The 17,675-nt window shown below is 74.4% G+C and carries 15 protein-coding genes; 7 read left to right on the top strand and 8 right to left on the bottom strand.

Annotated features, from left to right (window positions below; all coding sequences use genetic code 11):
• Positions 1–81 precede the first annotated feature (81 nt).
• The 5 genes from ABTY59_RS09255 (at position 82) to ABTY59_RS09235 (ending at position 8,938) form a co-directional block, all read left to right on the top strand.
• The gene (locus ABTY59_RS09255; RefSeq protein ID WP_352018269.1) at positions 82–3,045 is read left to right on the top strand and encodes an AfsR/SARP family transcriptional regulator; all 2,964 of its coding nucleotides are present in this window, start codon (positions 82–84) and stop codon (positions 3,043–3,045) included.
• 435 nt (positions 3,046–3,480) lie between these two features.
• Positions 3,481–4,146, top strand: coding sequence for a two-component system response regulator CseB (cseB, locus tag ABTY59_RS09250; RefSeq protein WP_352018512.1), 666 nt, complete (start codon positions 3,481–3,483; stop codon positions 4,144–4,146).
• Positions 4,143–5,414 carry an ATP-binding protein gene (locus tag ABTY59_RS09245; RefSeq protein WP_352018268.1) on the top strand — a complete coding sequence of 424 codons (1,272 nt, stop codon included), beginning with the start codon at positions 4,143–4,145 and terminating at the stop codon, positions 5,412–5,414. The genes cseB and ABTY59_RS09245 overlap by 4 nt, the downstream gene beginning before the upstream one ends.
• 117 nt (positions 5,415–5,531) lie before the next feature.
• The gene (locus ABTY59_RS09240; RefSeq protein WP_352018267.1) at positions 5,532–6,305 is read left to right on the top strand and encodes an ABC transporter ATP-binding protein; all 774 of its coding nucleotides are present in this window, start codon (positions 5,532–5,534) and stop codon (positions 6,303–6,305) included.
• Positions 6,306–6,376: 71 nt separating this feature from the next.
• The gene (locus tag ABTY59_RS09235; protein WP_352018266.1) at positions 6,377–8,938 is read left to right on the top strand and encodes an ABC transporter permease; all 2,562 of its coding nucleotides are present in this window, start codon (positions 6,377–6,379) and stop codon (positions 8,936–8,938) included.
• Positions 8,939–9,030: 92 nt separating this feature from the next.
• Here ABTY59_RS09235 and ABTY59_RS09230 read toward each other — a convergent pair whose 3' ends face one another.
• Positions 9,031–10,332 (bottom strand): erythromycin esterase family protein, encoded by a 1,302-nt coding sequence (locus ABTY59_RS09230; protein ID WP_352018265.1) that lies wholly within the window; start codon positions 10,330–10,332, stop codon positions 9,031–9,033.
• Positions 10,333–10,380: 48 nt separating this feature from the next.
• Positions 10,381–10,989: a CatB-related O-acetyltransferase gene (locus ABTY59_RS09225; RefSeq protein WP_352018511.1), complete on the bottom strand. Its 609-nt coding sequence runs from the start codon at positions 10,987–10,989 to the stop codon at positions 10,381–10,383.
• 155 nt (positions 10,990–11,144) lie between these two features.
• Between ABTY59_RS09225 and ABTY59_RS09220 the strand changes: the two genes are divergently transcribed.
• Positions 11,145–12,029 carry a LysR family transcriptional regulator gene (locus ABTY59_RS09220; RefSeq protein WP_352018264.1) on the top strand — a complete coding sequence of 295 codons (885 nt, stop codon included), beginning with the start codon at positions 11,145–11,147 and terminating at the stop codon, positions 12,027–12,029.
• Between the two features lie 126 nt (positions 12,030–12,155).
• On the opposite strand, the gene ABTY59_RS09215 is transcribed toward ABTY59_RS09220, so the two are convergent.
• Positions 12,156–13,439 carry a M23 family metallopeptidase gene (locus tag ABTY59_RS09215; protein WP_352018263.1) on the bottom strand — a complete coding sequence of 428 codons (1,284 nt, stop codon included), beginning with the start codon at positions 13,437–13,439 and terminating at the stop codon, positions 12,156–12,158.
• 190 nt (positions 13,440–13,629) lie between these two features.
• On the bottom strand, positions 13,630–14,502 hold the full coding sequence (locus ABTY59_RS09210; RefSeq protein ID WP_352018262.1) for an aldo/keto reductase: 873 nt from the start codon (positions 14,500–14,502) through the stop codon (positions 13,630–13,632).
• A gap of 56 nt (positions 14,503–14,558) precedes the next feature.
• Here ABTY59_RS09210 and ABTY59_RS09205 point away from each other — a divergent pair, with 56 nt between their 5' ends.
• Positions 14,559–15,218 (top strand): helix-turn-helix transcriptional regulator, encoded by a 660-nt coding sequence (locus ABTY59_RS09205; RefSeq protein ID WP_352018261.1) that lies wholly within the window; start codon positions 14,559–14,561, stop codon positions 15,216–15,218.
• On the opposite strand, the gene ABTY59_RS09200 is transcribed toward ABTY59_RS09205, so the two are convergent.
• The 4 genes from ABTY59_RS09200 to ABTY59_RS09185 all read right to left on the bottom strand — a co-directional run bounded on the left by ABTY59_RS09200 (position 15,219) and on the right by ABTY59_RS09185 (position 17,655).
• The gene (locus tag ABTY59_RS09200) at positions 15,219–15,431 is read right to left on the bottom strand and encodes a DUF4287 domain-containing protein (RefSeq protein WP_352018260.1); all 213 of its coding nucleotides are present in this window, start codon (positions 15,429–15,431) and stop codon (positions 15,219–15,221) included. It lies immediately after the preceding gene.
• A 159-nt stretch (positions 15,432–15,590) separates the two neighbouring features.
• A complete protein-coding gene (locus ABTY59_RS09195) occupies positions 15,591–16,247 on the bottom strand; it encodes a DUF998 domain-containing protein (RefSeq protein WP_352018259.1) in 657 nt (218 codons plus the stop codon).
• A 126-nt stretch (positions 16,248–16,373) separates the two neighbouring features.
• Positions 16,374–17,144 carry a GNAT family N-acetyltransferase gene (locus ABTY59_RS09190; protein WP_352018258.1) on the bottom strand — a complete coding sequence of 257 codons (771 nt, stop codon included), beginning with the start codon at positions 17,142–17,144 and terminating at the stop codon, positions 16,374–16,376.
• Positions 17,145–17,235: 91 nt separating this feature from the next.
• Positions 17,236–17,655 carry a hypothetical protein gene (locus ABTY59_RS09185; RefSeq protein WP_352018257.1) on the bottom strand — a complete coding sequence of 140 codons (420 nt, stop codon included), beginning with the start codon at positions 17,653–17,655 and terminating at the stop codon, positions 17,236–17,238.
• Between the last annotated feature and the right edge of the window lie 20 nt (positions 17,656–17,675).

Below are 17,675 nucleotides of genomic sequence, written 5' to 3'. Positions count from 1 at the left end.
GCAATGGAACGTCAATGGCCCGATTCCGGCGCTGGCTATGATCAGCGCGGTGGTGTGCCGGGGGATCACGGAGCGGTGGGCATGAGGTTCGGTCTGCTGGGTCCGCTGACCGTCCATGACGCCGATGACAGGCCCCTCGCCGTTCCCACTCCGAAGAGCAGGGCCCTGCTGGCCGCGCTGCTCCTCGAACCGAACCGCCTCGTCTCCCGCGAGCGGCTCGCGGCCGCGCTGTGGGGCGAGGGCCCGCCCGCGACGGCCGCCGCCGCGCTGAGCAACTACGTGAGCCAGCTGCGGCGAACCCTGTCGGCCACCGGTGGCGAACGTCTCGTGGCCGTACCGACCGGCTACCGGCTCCTCGTCCACGACGGCGAGCTGGACACCGAGCGGTTCACCCTGCTCCTCGCCGAGGCGAAGTCGGCGCAAGCCCGGCAGGACTGGGTGTCCGTCAGCCGCCTGACCCAGGCCGCCGAACGGCTGTGGCGCGGTGCTCCGCTCGCCGACGCCCCCGTGTCCGAGACCCTGCGTCCCCAGATCACCCACTACGAGCAGGCGCGGGTGCAGGCCCGGGAGTGGCACTTCGCGGCCGAGCTCCGGCTGGGGCACCACCACGAGATCGTTCCCGAGGTCAGCCGGTGGACCGCCCGGTACCCGCTGCACGAGGCCTTCTGCGCCCAGCTGATCCTCGCCCTGTTCCGCAGCGGTCGCCAGGCCGAGGCGCTGCTCGCGTTCGAGCGCGTGCGCCGTGACCTGGCCGAGGAGCTGGGCACCGACCCGGGCCGCGCACTTCGCGATCTGCATCGGTCACTGCTGGTCGACGATCCCGCCCTACGGTGGACGGCCCCGGCTGTCACCACGACGGGCACGGCCGTCACCACGACGGGCCCGGCCGGCGCCGGCGCGTCCGCGCCCGCGTCCGACGACGCCCGCGTGCCCGACGCCCACCTGCCCGACGCGGCCGCTGACCCGCGTGCCGTCAGGACCTGGGCTCCGTCCCAGCTGCCCGCCGACGTCCCCGACTTCACCGGTCGCGAGGCCGAGGTCCGGACCCTGGTCGAGCTGCTCACCCCCCGGCCGGACGACCAGTGCCCCCGCATGGCGGTCGTCACCGGGATGAGCGGCGTCGGGAAGACCGCCCTGGCCGTCCACACCGCGCGCCTCCTGCGCGACCGCTTTCCGGGCGGCCAGATCTTCACGGACCTGCACGGCTTCGGGCTCGGCACCCGTCAGGACCCGCACGACCTGCTCGGGCGGTTCGTGAGCGATCTGTCCGACACTCCGGCCGGCCCCGGGCTGCCGATTCCCGGCGACACCGACGGGCGCGCCGCGCTGCTGCGCACCTGCCTGACGGACAGGGGCGTGCTGATGGTCCTCGACAACGCCCACGACGTCGAGCAGCTGCTCCCGCTCCTGCCGGGTTCGGCCGGCTGCTCGGTCCTGATCACGAGCAGGAACGCGCTGCCCGACCTGCCCATCGGAGCCCGGCTTCCCCTGGAGCCGCTCGACGAAGGCGACCAGCGGGCGATGCTCTCGGCGTTCTGCGGTGCCGACCGGGTCCTGGCGGAGTCCGGGGACGCGACGCGGATCCTGGCGGCCTGCGCCGGGCTGCCCCTGGCCCTGCGGATCGTCGGAGCGAAGGCGAGGGTCCGCCCCTCCTGGCCGCTGCGCACGATCGCGGAGCAACTGGAGGCCGGCGACGGCCGGCTGCGGGCCCTGTCGGCCGGCAGCCTGTCCGTCCACACCTCCTTCGCCTCCAGCTATCGGATGCTGCGGGACAGCCGTGAGCGCCACGAACGCGATGCGGCGCGTGCCTTCCGGCTGCTCAGCCTGTGGCGCGGCGACGGACTGAGCCTCGACGCCTGCGCCGCGCTCCTCGACCTTCCCGCGCGCAGGACCGCCGAGGTGCTCGGGCTTCTGGGGGACGTACATCTGCTGCAGAATCCGGAGCCCGGGCGCTACCGCTTCCACGACCTGGTCGGGGAGTACGCGGCCGAGCGCAGCGCCGCGGAGGAGTCCGGGCCCGCCCGGCGGGCGGCGCTGCTGAGGCTCCTGACCTGGTACACCGTCGCCACCGAGGCGGCCAGTGCGACGATCGCGCCCGGCATGCCCGCCGGCCCGAGGTTCGGGGAGGGCCCGGCGGGCCGGGCGCCGCGCTTCCACGACGCCGCCGCGGCGCTCGCGTGGTTCGTGCAGGAGCTGCCCGACCTGCGGGAAGCCGTCCAGGCGGCCGCGCTGTCCCCGCGCCCGGACCTGGCCTGGCGGCTGGCCCTCAACCTCTTCGGCTACGCCACCACGTACTGGTGGACCGGCGTGTGGGACACCTGCCTGCGGTCGGCGCTGGCCACGGCGAGGGCGCACGACGACCACGAGGGGCAGGCCTGGGTCCTGTTCCGCCTCGGGGTGGCACACCGCATGGCGCACCGGCACGACGCCAGTCTCGCCAGCCTGCTGGAATGCCTCCCCCACTTCGAGGCGAGCGGCGATCTCGAGTGCCGGGCGGGCGTCTACTCCAACCTTTCCAGGGCCTACAGCGGGACGCACCGCCCACGACAAGCCCTCGACCACGCCCGGCGGGCCATCGACCTCTTCAGGCGGTCGGGCAGCGGGCGCAGCGAGGCTCCGCTCCTGAGCGGGCTGGCGACGGCCCATCGCGCCGCCGGCGAACTCCGGGAGGCCGAGGCCGTGTACCGGCAGGTGCTGGCCATGTGCCGCGAGCTGGGGTACCTCACCAACATCGCCATCGCCCTGGAGGATCTCGGCGACACCCTGCGCGCACGCGGCCGGCGTGCGGAAGCGCTCGACGCCCTGACCGAGGCTCTGGCCCTGCGACGTCGGGTCGGCGACACCGGCGGCGCGACGGACACCCTGACGGCCATCGGGCGGGCCCACGCGCACTTCGGCGAAACCGCTGCGGCTCAGGCGTGCTTCGACGAGGCGGAAGAACTCAGGGGCAAGGACCAGTCGCCCCCGCGTCGGGCCGGAACGGGCGGGGGATCGGACCAGTCGCCCCTGCGGCGGGCCGGAACGGGCGGGGGATCGGAAGCGTGAGGACCCGCCGGGCCCGTGGGTACGGCGGCGGAGCCCCCCGCGTGTGTCCGGCCGTGTGTCCGGCCCTGAATCCGAAGTGTGTGTCCGGCCGTGTATCCGAACTGTGTCGGGCAGCGCTCGGGATCGCATCGGAGGGGAGCGGCGCGATGAGCGGCGCGCGGCCGGGGACGGGGCAGCCGCACGGGCTCCCACCTGGGACTTCTCAGGGGTTTCCGGAGAGGGCACCGCGGCCGGGGCGGCAGCGGGACCGGGGGCGCTGTCCGCTCTCTGCCGTATTGTTCCGCTCGGACGTGGACCGGCCGTCCGAGCGGACGCGGGCCGGCCGTCCGTCCGCCCGCCGCACGAACAGGAGCCGTCCTCTTGTCCTCGACCGACTCGTCGACCGACTCCTCCGCGTCCACCGCGCGCGTGCTGCTCGTCGAGGACGACGACCTGATGCGCCGCTCCTTCGCCGTCGCCCTGGAGCGGTACGGCTACGAGGTGCGGGCCGCCGCCGACGGCCTCACCGGGCTCGAACTCTTCCGCGCGGAGCAGTTCGACCTGCTGGTCCTCGACGTGATGCTGCCCGGTCTCGACGGGATCGGGCTGTGCCGCCGGGTCCGGGAGACCAGTCTGGTCCCGGTGCTGATGATGTCCGCCCGGGGTGACGGCCTCGACGTGGTCGCGGGCCTTGAGGCCGGCGCCGACGACTACGTCGTCAAGCCGGTGGAGACGTACGTCCTGGTGGCCCGGATGCGGTCGCTGCTGCGGCGCGCCACCTACTCGCCCGCGCCCCGGGGCGGCCCCGCCCACGCCGGGGACCGGCCGGGCGACGAGGACGTGCTGGAGTTCGGCGACCTGCGGATCGACACCGCCGGGATGGAGGTCTTCGTCGCCGGCCGCCCGGTCGCCCTCACCCCGACCGAACTCAAGCTCCTCCTGGAGTTCGCCGCCCGCCCCGGCGTCGTCCTGGAACGGCACACGCTCCTGCGGGACGTCTGGGAGTACGGCTGGGACGGCGACAGCCGGGTCGTCGACCTGTGCGTGCAGCGGCTGCGCCGGAAGGTGGGCCGGGACCGGATCGAGACGGTCCGGGGCTTCGGCTACAAGCTCCGGCGGTGACCGTGCCTCCCGCCCGCCGGACCCCGCGCCGCCGCACCACGCTGCGCTGGAAGATCGCCGCGCTCGCCGCCGCGACGGCCCTGCTCGTGGTGGCGGCGGTCGGCGTCCTGGTGCACCTGTGGACCGCCCAGGACATCCGGGGGCGCGGCGAGGCGCGGGCGTTCAACGCCGTGTACGCGGCCATGGACGTCTACCGGCGCACCGGCGTCCTCACCGACGGCGCCGGGCTCGACCCCGCCGGCCTGCCCGCCGCGCTGCGCGACCCGGACGACGCCGGCCGGCACACGGCCTACGACGCCCGTGTCGAGGGAAACGTCGGGCCGAGCGCCTGGGCCGCCCAGCGCACCGGCGGCCCGGGCAGCCCCGTCCTCGCCGTGCAGATCAACCTGGGCCCGGACCACGCCAACCTCTCCCGCCTCGACGCCGCCATGGCCGTCGCCTCGCTCCTCGCGCTCGCGGCGGCCACCCCCCTCGCCGTGTACGGCGCCGGGCTCCTCGCCCGACGGCTCGGCCGCGTCGCCGAGACGGCGGCCCGGATCTCCGCCGGCGACCTCGACGCCCGCTCGGGGCCCACCAGGGGCGACGACGAGGTCGCCGACATCGCCGCCACCGTCGACCGGATGGCCGACACCCTCGCGCAACGGCTGCGCACCGAGCGCCGGTTCACCGCCGACGTGGCCCATGAACTGCGCACTCCCGTCGGTGGTCTGCTGGCCGCAGCCGATCTCCTGCCGCCCGGCGAGACCGAGGACCTCCTGCGGGCCCGGATCCGGGACCTGCGCGCCCTCGTCGAGGACCTCCTGGAGATCTCCCGGCTGGACGCCGGTGCCGAACAGCCGGTGCACGCCCGGGTCCCGCTCGCCGCCGTGGTGGCCGAGGCCGTGGCCCGTACGGGCGTGGAGGCGGAGGTCACGGACACGGCCGACGAGGGCACCGCGGGGGCTGCGGAGAGCGTGGAGACCGACCCCCGCCGCCTGGAGCGGATCATCGGCAACCTCGTCGTCAACGCCCACCGGCACGGCGGCGCCCCCGTCCACGTCACCGTCGGCGGAGGGACGGTCGTCGTCCGCGACCACGGACCCGGCTTCCCGCCCGACCTGCTGGCCCACGGCCCGCGCCGCTTCCACACCGGCGCCCGGGAACGCGGCACGGGACACGGCCTCGGTCTCACCATCGCCTTCGGCCAGGCCCGCGTCCTCGGCGCCGAACTCCGGCTTTCCAACGCCCCGGACGGCGGCGCCGTCGCCACCCTGCGGCTGCCCCGGTGACGGACGGCCGCAGGGCCGGTACGCGGTGGAGCGGGCACTGATACACGGCCGCCCAGGTCCCGATACGTTGCCCCGACAGGCTTCTCGTGCGTCATTCCGTACGAGAAGAGGAGCACCATGTCCGCCGACCTCCTGTCGCTGCCCCCGATGACCGGCGTCGCGGCCGCCACCACCGACCTGTCGAAGGTCTACGGCAAGGGCGACACCCGGGTCGTCGCCCTGGACCGGGTCAGCATCGCCTTCCGGGAGGGCGAGTTCACCGCGATCATGGGACCGTCCGGCTGCGGCAAGTCGACCCTGATGCACTGCGCCGCCGGGCTCGACTCGCCCACCTCCGGCTCCGTCCGCATCGGGACCACCGAGCTGGGCGGTCTCGGGGACCGGCAGCTCACCCGACTGCGCAGGGACCGGATCGGGTTCGTCTTCCAGGCGTTCAACCTGCTGCCGACGCTGAGCGCGCTGGAGAACATCACGCTGCCCCTGGACATCGCGGGCCGGACGCCCGACCGGGAGTGGCTGGACCGCGTCGTCTCCATGGTCGGCCTCGCCGGGCGCCTGGCCCACCGGCCCGCCCAGCTGTCCGGGGGCCAGCAGCAGCGCGTCGCCGTGGCCCGCGCCCTGGCCTCCCGCCCGGCGATCGTCTTCGGCGACGAGCCCACCGGCAACCTCGACTCACGGGCCGGCGCCGACGTCCTCGGCTTCCTGCGGGACTCGGTGCGCGAGCTGGGCCAGACCGTCGTCATGGTCACCCACGACCCGGTCGCCGCCGGATACGCCGACCGCGTGGTGTTCCTGTCGGACGGGCGCCTCGTCGAGGAGATGGTCCGCCCCACCCCGGACCGGGTCCTGGACCTGATGAAGAACCTGGGCGCGCGGTCCCACGACGGCTGAACCGCGGCGGTCCCGGCCGCCGCAGCCCCGCATCCCGCCCCGGACACCCCCACAAGGCCCTGGAAGAACCCATGCTGAGAACGACCCTGCGCAACCTCCTGGCCCACAAGGCCCGGCTGGTCATGACCGTGCTCGCCGTCTGCCTGGGGGTCGCGTTCGTCAGCGGCACCCTCGTCTTCGCGGACACCACCGCCGCCGCCCACCGCGCCGCCTCGTCGAAGAGCTTCGCCGGGATCGCCGTCACCGTCACCGAGAAGGCCCCCGAGCCCGGCGCCCAGGACGGGCCGCCGGCGGCCGTGCTCGACGACGCGCTCGCCGCGAAGCTGGCCCGGGTGCCGGGCGTCGCCGCCGTACGGCCCTCGGTCGACGGCTCGGCGACCCTGAACGCGGCGGACGGCACCCCGCTGCGCGCCGGCCGCGCCTGGTCGAACCTGGCCGGCGCGTACCTCCCCGGCAAGGACGGCGAGGACGGCCGCCACCCGCTGGTCGAAGGCCGCGCCCCCGCCCGCGCGGGCGAGATCGCCGTCGACACCGGCACCGCCGACGCGGGCGGACTCCGCATCGGCGACACGGTCACCCTGGCCACGGACGGCCCGGTCATGACCGCGCGGCTCGTCGGCCTCGTCACCACCGACGACACCCGGGTCACGGCGGGCGGCACCCTCGTCCTGTTCGACCGGGCGACCGCGCAGAAGCTGTTCTCGACGCCCGGCCACTACACCGGCATCGACCTGTCCGCCGCGCCCGGCACCCGTGCGTACGAACTCGCCGACCGGGTCACGGCCGTCCTCCCCGCCGACCGCGCCGAGGCCACCACGGGCCAGGCGCAGGCCGCCCAGCAGGCGATCCTCGTGACCACGCTGACCCGCGGCTACGAGAAGATCCCGATGGTCTTCGCCGGGGTCTCGCTCGTCATCGGCTCCTTCCTCATCGTCAACACCTTCACCATGGCCGTGGCCCGCCGGAGCCGGGAGACGGCCCTGCTGCGGGCGATCGGCGCCTCCCGCCGTCAGGTGTCCCGCTCGGTCCTCCTGGAGGCGTTCGTGGTCGGCCTCGCCGCCTCGGCCGCCGGGTTCGTGCTCGGTCTCGGGATCGCGGCGGCCCTCCCCCACGTCCTCGGCTCCGACGGGAACGCGCTGCCCACCGGCCCGCTGGAGATCGGCCCGCGCCCGGTCGCGGCGGCGCTCGGCGTGGGCGTGGGCGTCACCGTCCTCGCCGCCTGGCTGCCCTCCCGCCGGGCCGCGAGGACCGCGCCCGTCGAGGCGATGCGCACGGCCGAACAGCCGCCCGCGGCGCAGCGGTTCCGCCTGCGCGGAGCCGTCGGGACCGGCCTCCTCGCGCTCGGCGCCGTCTGGCTGGTCTCGCTCAGCGGCGCGCGGGACGCCTCCGAGGAGAACCTGCGGAACGCGATGGCCGGCTGTGGTCTGCTCGTCGCCGGACTGATCGCGCTCGCGCCGCTGCTCGCGCCGCCGGTGATCCGGCTGACCGGGCGGCTGACCGGCCGCCTCGGCATCACCGGCCGCCTCGCCCGCGAGAACGCCCTGCGCGACCCGCGCCGCACCGCCGCCACCGCCGCCACCCTGCTCCTCAGCACCGGCCTCGTCACCGGGCTCGCCGTCATCGGCAACTCCACCGGGCAGGCCCTCGACCGGCAGGCGGCGGCCGGGCTCGGCGCGGACTACGTCGTCAGCACCCGCTCCACGACGACGGGCATCGACCCCGCCGCCGTGCGACGCCTCGCCGGCACCGACGGGGTGCGCACCGCCACCGCGATCACGGACTCCACCCTGTTCACCGGCACCGGCGTACGGGAGATCTCCGGCGTCGACCCCGCCACCGTCCGCGACACCATGAGGCTCGATTTCGTCTCCGGCTCCGCCGAGGGCCTCGCGCCCGGCCGGATCGCGCTCTCCAGCTCCCTCGCGGGGGAGCTGGGGGTGACGACCGGCGGACGGCTCACCGTGCGTCTCGGCCGCGAGGGCGAGTTCACCCCGTACGAGATCGTCGGCGTCTACCAGGACAACCCGGTCGCGCGCGACGCGCTCGGCGCCCGTGCGGAGGTCGCGGAGAACAGCTTCCTGCCCGGCTCGGTCCAGCGCGTCCTGCTGCGCACCGACGGCACGGGGTCCGCAGCCCTGGAGACCCGCCTGCGCACCGCCGTCGGCAACAACCCGCTCCTGACGGTGCAGGACCGCGACCAGCTCGTCCGGGAGGCCGCGGGCACCGTGGGCGACCTGCTGAACGTGATGTACGGGATGCTCGGCATCGGCGTCGTCATCAGCGGGCTCGGCATCGTCAACACCCTCGCCATGTCGGTCGCCGAACGCACCCGGGAGATCGGCGCGCTGCGCGCCCTGGGCATGGACCGCTCCGGCGTCCGCCGCGTGATCCGCCTGGAGGCCCTGACGGTGGCGGGCTTCGGCACCCTCCTCGGGCTGGCGGGCGGTCTGTTCGGCGCCTGGGCGGTCGGCTCCCTCGCCAACGGCGCGATCGACCAGTACGCCCTGGCCCTCCCCTGGGGGACCCTCCTCCTCGTCTGCCTCCTCTCCCTCGCCATCGGCACCCTCGCCGCCGCCGTCCCGGCCCGCCGGGCAGCGGCCCTGAGCCCCCTGGAGGCGGTCGCGGACGTGTGAGGGCCCGTCATCCGCCCGCCCGTGAACGAAGGGCCCTGGCCGCAGACCAGGGCCCTTCGTCGGCGTCCAGCCCCCTCGGGGAGGTCGCGGTGTCACGGTGACGGCGACTCCGCGCCGACGGCGTCGGCGACGGTGGCGGCCGGGGTGTGCAGGACGCCGTCGAACGCCTCCAGGACGGGGGTGTGCAGGAAGGTGCTCTGCAGCCGGATGCGGTCGGGGGCGGAGGCCGGTTCCGCGGTCGCCGTGCGTGCGGGACGCAGGCCGGCGACAGAGAGCCCGAGGCCGGCCGCGCCGCACGCGGCCTCGACGCTGCCCGGTTCGGGCGGCTGCAGGGCGATGTGCTCGACGGTGAAGCCCAGGCGCGCCCGCTCGTCGCGGACCATCTCCGCCACGTGCCCGCCGGAGCTGGTCAGGCCGAGGGCGAAGTAGTCGTCGCCGAGGGCGTCGCCCAGGTGCTGCCCCATCGGGAACCCGGTGAGGTGGCCGCCGAACGAGATCGGCGTTCTCTGGATGTGGGCGTTGTGGGCCGCCAGCACGACGCGGGTTCCGGGCTCGGTGCGGTCCAGATGCCACAGCACGGACTCGGCCATGTAGGCGTCCCGGGCCGAGGTGTCGGCGGTGAGCCCGTTCCCGGCGAACAGGCCTGCCATGGCGCGGAATCCGTGGTCGGCCCGGCAGGCCCCTTCAAGGCGGTGCAGCGCGATGTCATGGCTGTGCCGGTCGCTGCGGGAGACGTACAGGGACGAGACGGCGCGGAACCGGATGAGCAGGCGTGCCAGGGTCGCGGTGAGGGCGTCCTGGTCGGCGGCGGGCAGGCGGGTCCACGCGGGCGCGGCGGCGGCCGCGGAGGCCCCGGCGAACGATTCCGCGATCCGGATCGCGTTCCGGACGAGCGGGAGGGCTTCGGGGTCGACCTGGCGCAGGTAGTCGGCGACCGGGGTCAGGGCGGGCAGCAGAGATCCGCCGGCGGCCGGGACGTCGATGCCGGCGAAGCGCACCGGTACCGGGGCGGCGTGGTTGTGCCGGCGGATCCAGCGCAGCGGTCCGTCGACGCCCACCGGGACCGCCCCGGCGAGGTGCGCCCTCAGCTCGTCCTCCGTTCCTTCGCCCCGGCCCCAGGCGTCGAGGAGGAAGCCCTCGCTGAAGCCGTACTCGAAGGCCAGGACCGTGAAGCCGCAGCGCTCGACGAGGAATCGCACCAGGCGCTGTCGCAGCCGGACGAACTCGTCGACGAAGTGGGCGTGCTCGCCGACGGCGACGACCCGCGCGTCGCCGATGAGGTCGCGCAGCGGTTCCAGGTCGTCGAGGGGTGCCTCGGGATCGAGGTGGGTGAGCGGGACCGCATGGCTGCCGAGCCAGTCGGCGAACGAGTCGGAGGGGGGCGCGGCCTGCATGCTGACGGCTCGATTCTCGTATCGGTGGACGGGGGAGGGAGGAGGCCTCTACGGCCGTGCGGGGGCCGCTTCCTCCAGGTCGTCGACGCTGCCGGACATGAGGGTCCGGATGTGGTCGGTGATGTGGGCGGCGGGCCAGTCCCACCAGGCCACCGCCAGGAGTCGGGCGATGTCCTCGTCGTCGTAACGCGTACGGATGAGCCGGGCCGGGTTGCCGCCGACGACGCCGTAGTCGGGCACGTCGGAGGTGACCACGGAGCCCGCGGCGACGATCGCGCCGTGGCCGACGCGCACCCCGGGCATGACCGTCACGCCGTGGCCGATCCAGACGTCGTTGCCGACGACGGTGTCCCCGCGGTTCGGCAGGTCCGTCAGCAGGTCGAAGTGGTCGGCCCACGAGCCGCCCATGGTGGGGAAGGGGAACGTCGAGGGGCCGTCCATGCGGTGGTTGGCGCCGTTCATGAGGAACCGCACCCCCGTTCCCAGCGCGCAGAACCGGCCGATGACCAGCCTCTCCGGCCCGTAGTGGTAGAGCACGTTGCGCGTCTCGAACGCGGTCGGGTCGTCCGGGTCGTCGTAGTACGAGTACTCCCCGACGTCGATCAGCGGCGAGGTGACCAGCGGCTTCAGCTGGACCAGCCGCGGCTGGCCGGGCATGGGGTGCAGCACGGTCGGGTCTGCGGGAACGACTGCCTTCACTGAGGTCTCCTCCTCGATGGACCGCTGCCCAGCCTGGACGTGGGCGGGCACGGCGGCAACGGCGGTTCCGGTAAGGTGCGTTAACCCCTCGGTTAACGACGAAGGGAGTCGGCGTGGAGCTGCGCGACATCGAGATCTTCCTGACCTTGGCCGAGGAACTGCACTTCGGCCGGACAGCGGAGCGGTTGCACGTGACGCCCGCCCGCGTCAGCCAGGCGATCAAGAAGCAGGAACGCCGCATCGGCGCCGCCCTTTTCGAGCGCACCAGCCGGACGGTGACGATGACGCCGATCGGCCGGCAGCTCCACACGGACCTGCTGCCGGTCTACCGCGACCTGCACGAAGCCGTGGAGCGTGCCATCCGCTCCGCCGGCGGAGGAACCGAAGTGCTGCGCCTGGGCATGCTCTCCAGCAACGTCCAGGACTTCCGTCCGCTGCTCGACGCCTTCGCCGCCCGGCACCCCACGTGCGACGTCCAGATCCGCTACGTCGGATTCGGCGACCCGTTCGGGCCGCTGCGCTCCGGCGAGGTCGACGTCCAGATCGCGTGGCTGCCGGTCGAGGAGGCCGACCTCACCGTCGGGCCGGTCGTCAGGACCGAGCCCGTCGTCCTCGCCGTCGGAGCCGGGCACCGGCTGGCCAGGCGGGAGACCGTGTCGTACGAGGACCTGGCCGACGAGGTCGTCATCGGCGGAGCCGGCCCCCGCTACTGGAGCGAGGCCCTCACGCCCAGCCACACCCCCAGCGGGCGTCCGCTCCGGGTGGGCCCGACCGTCGCCACCGAGACCGCGATGCTCCCCATCCTGTCCCATGGCGAAGCCGTCGCGTTCGTGCACTCCCACGCCAGCCGGTACTACGCCCGAGCCGACCTCGTGTACGTCCCCGTCCGCGACGCTCCCCCCGCCCACTGGGCGCTGCTCTGGCGGACCGCCACCGAGACCGACCTGATCCGCTCCTTCGCACAGGTCGGCCGCCAGGTCGCACCGAGCGGCCCCTGACGGACCCCGCCGCGAGGCAGCGGGCGCGAGCCGCCCCGGCCTCGCGCGGGGCAGCCCCAGGCCGGTGACCTGGGGCTGCGTCGTTCCGCTCTCCCTGCGGAGAGCCGTGTCCGGACCGGCCGGACCCTAGGGCGCCGGGAACTCCAGTACCTCGCGGTCGAGCGGGTAGCGCGCGTGGTGGGGGCCGTCGTACGGCGAGGGGGTGATGGGCAGGACCCCGGTCGGCTGGATGCCCAGGTTGTCGTCCCAGAGCCGGGGCACGACGTGGCCGACGACGCGGAACTTCCGGAAGGTGAACGGCGGGCTGTCCGTCGGGAAGAACTCGGGCGTGGTCATCACCTGGAAGTGCAGGTGCGGCGTGGTCGAGTTGCCGCTGTTGCCGATCAGGCCGAGGACCCGGCCCGGTTCGACCCGGTCGCCCTCCCGGACCCTGAGCGAGCCCGGCGTCAGGTGGGCGTAGAGCAGGTAGCGGCCCGGCGCGACCTCCACGGTGACGTGGTTGCCGACGGTCTCGTCGATCGGCGGGACCGGCGGGGTGACGGGCGGCGTGTTGTCCGGGATCCCGTCCTGGACCTCCACCACCCGGCCGCCGGCCGCGGCGACGACCGGCTGGCGGAAGCTCAGGTAGCTGGTGAGCTTCGTGGGGTCGCCCTCCCAGGTCTGGCCCTGCCTGCCGACCTTGTACCAGTCGATCGCGAAGCGCTGCGGCACGTAGAAGCGGCCGTTGATCGGGCCGAGGCCACGCCGGTGGTGGGTGTTGCCGCAGCACGACTCGCTGGCGTACCAGGTGCCGGGGCGGACCGGCGCGTCCAGGTTCAGCGGCGCGGTGCGGCCGGTCGGGGTGAACTGGACCGTCTCCTCGAACGCGGAGGCGCCGGAGGCGGTGAGGACGGCACCCGACAGGTGGTGTTCGAGGACCTTGGGCACCCGCTCACCGCGGTCGAGGGTCAGGTCGAGCCAGACGATCCACTCCTGGGAGCCCGGGATGACGGTCGGTGTCGGACCCGGGGGCGCCGGGGTGTACCCGTCCGCACCCGGCAGGGGGTCGCCCACCGGGTTGGCGGCGTCCGCCAGCGCCTGCCCGCTCAGCGAGCCCACGACCCGGTGGGTGCGGGCGTCCCGGACCTCGACACGGTCGAGCCGCACCCGCGCGCTGGTGGACAGGGCGTTCGTGGTGAGGAGTTCGTACGAGAGGTGCGTCTTGCCGTCCGTGGCGACGAACGGCGTCGGTTCGGTCATCACCGCCGCCGTCAACGGCGTGAACTGCGGGCCGGGCGCCGGAGTGGCCGCGCCGGTCCCGTATCCGGGTGCCGTCGAGGCCGTCAGCAGGCCGGCTGCGAGCACCGCCGTGGCGAGCGCGCGACGTAGCGGGCTGCGGCCGGTGCGGTGGCGAGGGTCTCGCTCTGCCATGGTGCTCTTCCAGTCGTCGGGTCCGGAGCCGTGAAGGGCACCGGCACGCCCCGCGTCGAGGCGCAGCCACATGTAAATCCGCCGCCGCTCCCCTCCGGGCGGACGGCACCGGGACGGCCCCCGAACTACACCCGTCCAGCCCCACCGGCCCCCTTCGCCGCGGAGCCCGGGCGGGGACGTGACTCGTCGGTCAGGCCGGGAGACCGTCCAGGGCGGCGAGGTCCTCCGGGGTGAGGCGCAGGGCCGCCGCCGCGACGTTGGCTTCCACGTGAGCCGGTGAGGAGGTGCCGGGGATCGCGAGGACGGCCGGTGACCTGGCGAGGGTCCAGGCGAGCTTGATCTGCTGGGGGGAGGCCCCGTGCCGGGCGGCGATGCCGGCGAGGGGTTGGGCCGGTTCGGTGCGGCCCAGGGTCTCCAGGGAGAAGAACGGGACGAACGCGATGCCCTGTCGGGTGCACGCGTCGAGGACGTCCGGGTCGGGGCGGCGGAAGAGGCCGTACATGTTCTGCACCGCCGCCACGGGGGCGATCCGCTGCGCGCCGGCCAGCTGGGCGGTGGTCGCGTTGCTGACGCCGAGGTGCCGGATCAGGCCCTCCTCCCGCAGGGCGGCGAGTGCTCCGAAGCGCTCGGCGAGGGTGTCGTCGTCGTCCTCGTGGAGCCGCAGATAGACGAGGTCGAGGCGGTCCCGGCCGAGTTCCCGCAGGGTCCGGTGGACGCCGGAGACGAGTTGCCGGGGGCCCGCCGGTGCGCCCCAGCCGCCGTCGGGGTGCCGGACCGGGCCGACCTTGGCCGCCAGGACCAGGTCTTCGGGATAGGGGTGCAGGACGCGGCGGATCAGGCCGTTGGCCGAGAGCCCGCCGTGGAAGTAGAACCAGGCGGTGTCGATGTGGTTCACCCCGAGTTCGACGGCCCGCCGCAGCACGGCCGCCGACGTCTCCGGGTCGTTCGCGGGGCCCGCGATCTCCCGGGCCGGAAGTCGCATGGCACCGAAGCCCAGGCGGGCGACGGGAAGGTCTCCGCCGAGGAGGAAGGCGGACGACGGGTTCTCACGGGTCGTGGTCATGTCCCCGATCCTCGGGATGCCTCGTACCGAAGGCGAACGAGTGGCAGTTTGGTGCCATGACGACGGAAGGCATCGTGACGCTCCGGGGCGAGGCCGAGCTGGCGCGGCGGGCGGGCGCCCTGTTCGAGGGCGTGCGGCGGGAGTTCCTCTGCGCCGCCGGTGAGCCCGGCACGTGGTCGGCGGCCGCCGGGCGTGCGCCGCGCGCGCTGCCGTCCGGTCTCGTGGTCCGCAAGATGTACGGGCCCGGCGTCCTCCACGCGCCCGGTGGCGGGGAGTTGCTGGACCGGCTCGCCGAGGCCGGCGTGGAGGTCCGGATCTCGCCCGCGCCCCCGGCCCACGAGGCGATCGTGGTCGACCGGCGCCTCGCGGTCCTCGCGGCCCCGCGGTCCGTCCCCGGTGAACCCCGTACGTACAGCGTCGTCCGGGACCCGGGCGTGGTGGCGGGGGTGCGGGCGCTGTTCGAGACGGCCTGGGAGACCTCGGCGGACCTCGCCACGTACCGCCGGGCGCCCTTTCCCCGTCTCGGTGACGCCGAACGGGCCGTCCTGCGGGCCCTGGCCGCCGGCCATACGGACGAGGCCGCGTCCCGTCGGCTGGGGGTGTCCCTGCGGACCTACCGCCGTCGGGTCGCCGCCCTCATGGCCTCCCTGGGCGCGCGGTCGCGCTTCCAGGCCGGGCTGCGGGCCCGTGAGGCCCTCGGCCGGGCCCCGCGCTGATCACGTGCCGCTGCCCTCGGCGAGGGTGTGGGCGACGAGGGCGTTGGCGTGGCCGTGGCCGAGTCCGTGCTCGGTCTTGAGCCAGGAGACGAGCTCCATGTGCTTGGTCGCGGGGTGGGCGCGGATGAGGTCCTTCCACTCGGCGATCGGACGGCCGTACTTCTTCTCGATGGAGGGGAAGTAGCTCGCGGGGCCCTTCACGGTCTCGGTCATGGGTTCCTCGTCTCCTGTCGGAACGATCTTGTCGATGTCGCTGGTGTCCGCCGGAGCCGGTCGGCGGTCGGCGGACTGTGCGGTCGGCGCTGGATGTCGGCTCTAGGGGGTGTTTCGAAAGTCCTGTGCGGATGCTGTGCGGGACTTCCGAAACACCCCCTAGCGGGCGGCCAGGCGGGCCGTCACCGCGCTCAGCCACAGCAGACCGAGGCCGGCGCCGAGGGTGAACGCCAGGACCGAGGCGGCCGAGGCCATGAATCCGGCCAGGACGACCACGGGTACGACCCGGGCCGCGAAGGCCCAGCGGCGCAGGCCCCGGGCGGCGAGGGGACGGGCCAGGACGACGGACGCGGCGCACAGGGCGAGGTAGCCGGTCATCCCGGCGGCCATGTGGACGGCGCCGTGTCCGCTCATCACGGCCGCGTCGGGCGCCCCGGCGGGGAATCCCGCTCCGGCGTCGGCGGGGAAGGCCGCCGCGGCCCAGAAGGAGACGCCGAAGACGGCGACCAGGGCCGGACCCCACGTCCCGCCCCGCTCGCCGCGCAGCACCCGCCGCAATCCGGTCGCGCCGGCGATCAGCAGCGCACCGGTGAGCAGGAAGCTCACCGTCTGGACCCGGCCCGCCGCGCCGAGGGCGAGCTGGCTGATCGCGTTCCGGGTGAAGTCGAAGCCGTCCCGCGCGCAGCCCTGGGCGACTCCGGCCGCCAGGAACAGCGGGCCCGCCGTCACACCACCGGCGACGGCCCACGGGGCGGCGGACCGGGACCGGGAGGCGTCGGGAAGGACGCGGCGGGGCGCGGTGAGCGTGTCGGTCATGGCGGGGCCTTCCTCGCTTCGTCGTTGTCACCCTGATGACCGGCGATGCGTCGAGGAGTCATCGCTCCCACCGGTGTGCGCCGGGTCACATTCGGGCCGGGGCCCGCCCCGCGCTGCCGGCACCCGTCACGGGGTGGAGGCCCACCAGGTCGAGGGGGCCGCGACCGTGTAGCCCAGGGACTCGTACAGCGGCCTGCCCAGTTTCGACGCGGTGAGCGTGACCGGCAGGTCCGCCACCGGGGCGAGGGAGCCGAGCATGACGGCCCGGCCCACGCCACGGGAGCGGAAGGCGGTCGAGGTGGCGACCCAGTAGTGGCTGCCGACGCCCTCGTCCACGACGGTGACTCCGGCTCCCGCGGGCACGCCGTCGATCAGGGCGACGAACACGTCCACGCCCGGCTGCTCGATCAGCGCCGCCGGGAACAGCTCGCCGGGGCTGTAGGGCTGGAACCCGTCCAGTTCGAAGCCCTCGATCACGAGCCGCTCCGCCGCCTGGAGGTCCTCGGGGCGGCGGACCCGGATCACGTCGAGGGCGGGGGCGCCGACCGGGCCGGGCGGGCGCAGCATGACCGGCATCTGCCAGTTGCGCATGCCCAGGTGGCCGAGGTCGGTGGCGCCGAACGGGTCCTCGACGTTCACCGGGCCCGCGGCCCCGCGCACCAGCTCGCTCATCTCGGCCAGTTCGCCGGGGTCGAGGTCGGGCTCCTGGACCAGGACCCGCATGCCGGCGCGCTCGCCGCTGTCGACCGCGACGAATCCGCGCCGCCGGACGACCTCGTGGCCCCGGGCCCGCCCGGTCGCGATCCACAGGGCGGCGGAGTTGCGGGCCTGCCGCAGCGGCGCCTCGGCGAGGGTCACGGCCGCGGGCCGTTCGACCGAAGAAGATCTTGTCGTCATTGCGCCCACAGTAGTGCGCAATTGACCTCTCCTATAGGTCAATTGACCGGGTTTCGACGAGGGCCGCCGACCCGGGGCCGCCGCCTCTCGCTCAGCGCGTGTTGAGGTAGAGCTGCGGAGACCAGGCCGTGCACTTCGACGAGCCGAAGGTCGAGCGGTTGCACGCCTGGATCGTGAGGTTGTAGTCACCGTGACGCGGAGGCCACGACCACTGCCCTCCCGGACCCACCTCGCCCTGCTCCCACGGTCCGCCCGGCGCGACCCAGCGGACGTTGTAGTGCGTGGCGCGGTATCCGCCGTAGATGACGTAGACCCGATTGGCGCACCGGTCGTACCGCGCACCTATGTACGGCGAGTTGTCCCACTTGTACCTGTTCGGGGAGCCCCCGATGTTGATGCCGCCGCCAGGCGGGAAGGCATCCTCATAACACCCCCGCGCAGCCGCTTCGGTGACCGTCGGCGCCGTCACCACTCCGGCGGCGACGGCGCAAGAGGCGAGTACGACCGCCATCTTTCGCCATCTCGGCGCGG

It is taken from the genome of Streptomyces sp. NPDC096079, from assembly GCF_040303145.1.
In the GTDB taxonomy this organism is placed as follows: domain Bacteria; phylum Actinomycetota; class Actinomycetes; order Streptomycetales; family Streptomycetaceae; genus Streptomyces.
This window is presented reverse-complemented; position numbering and strand designations above follow the sequence as displayed.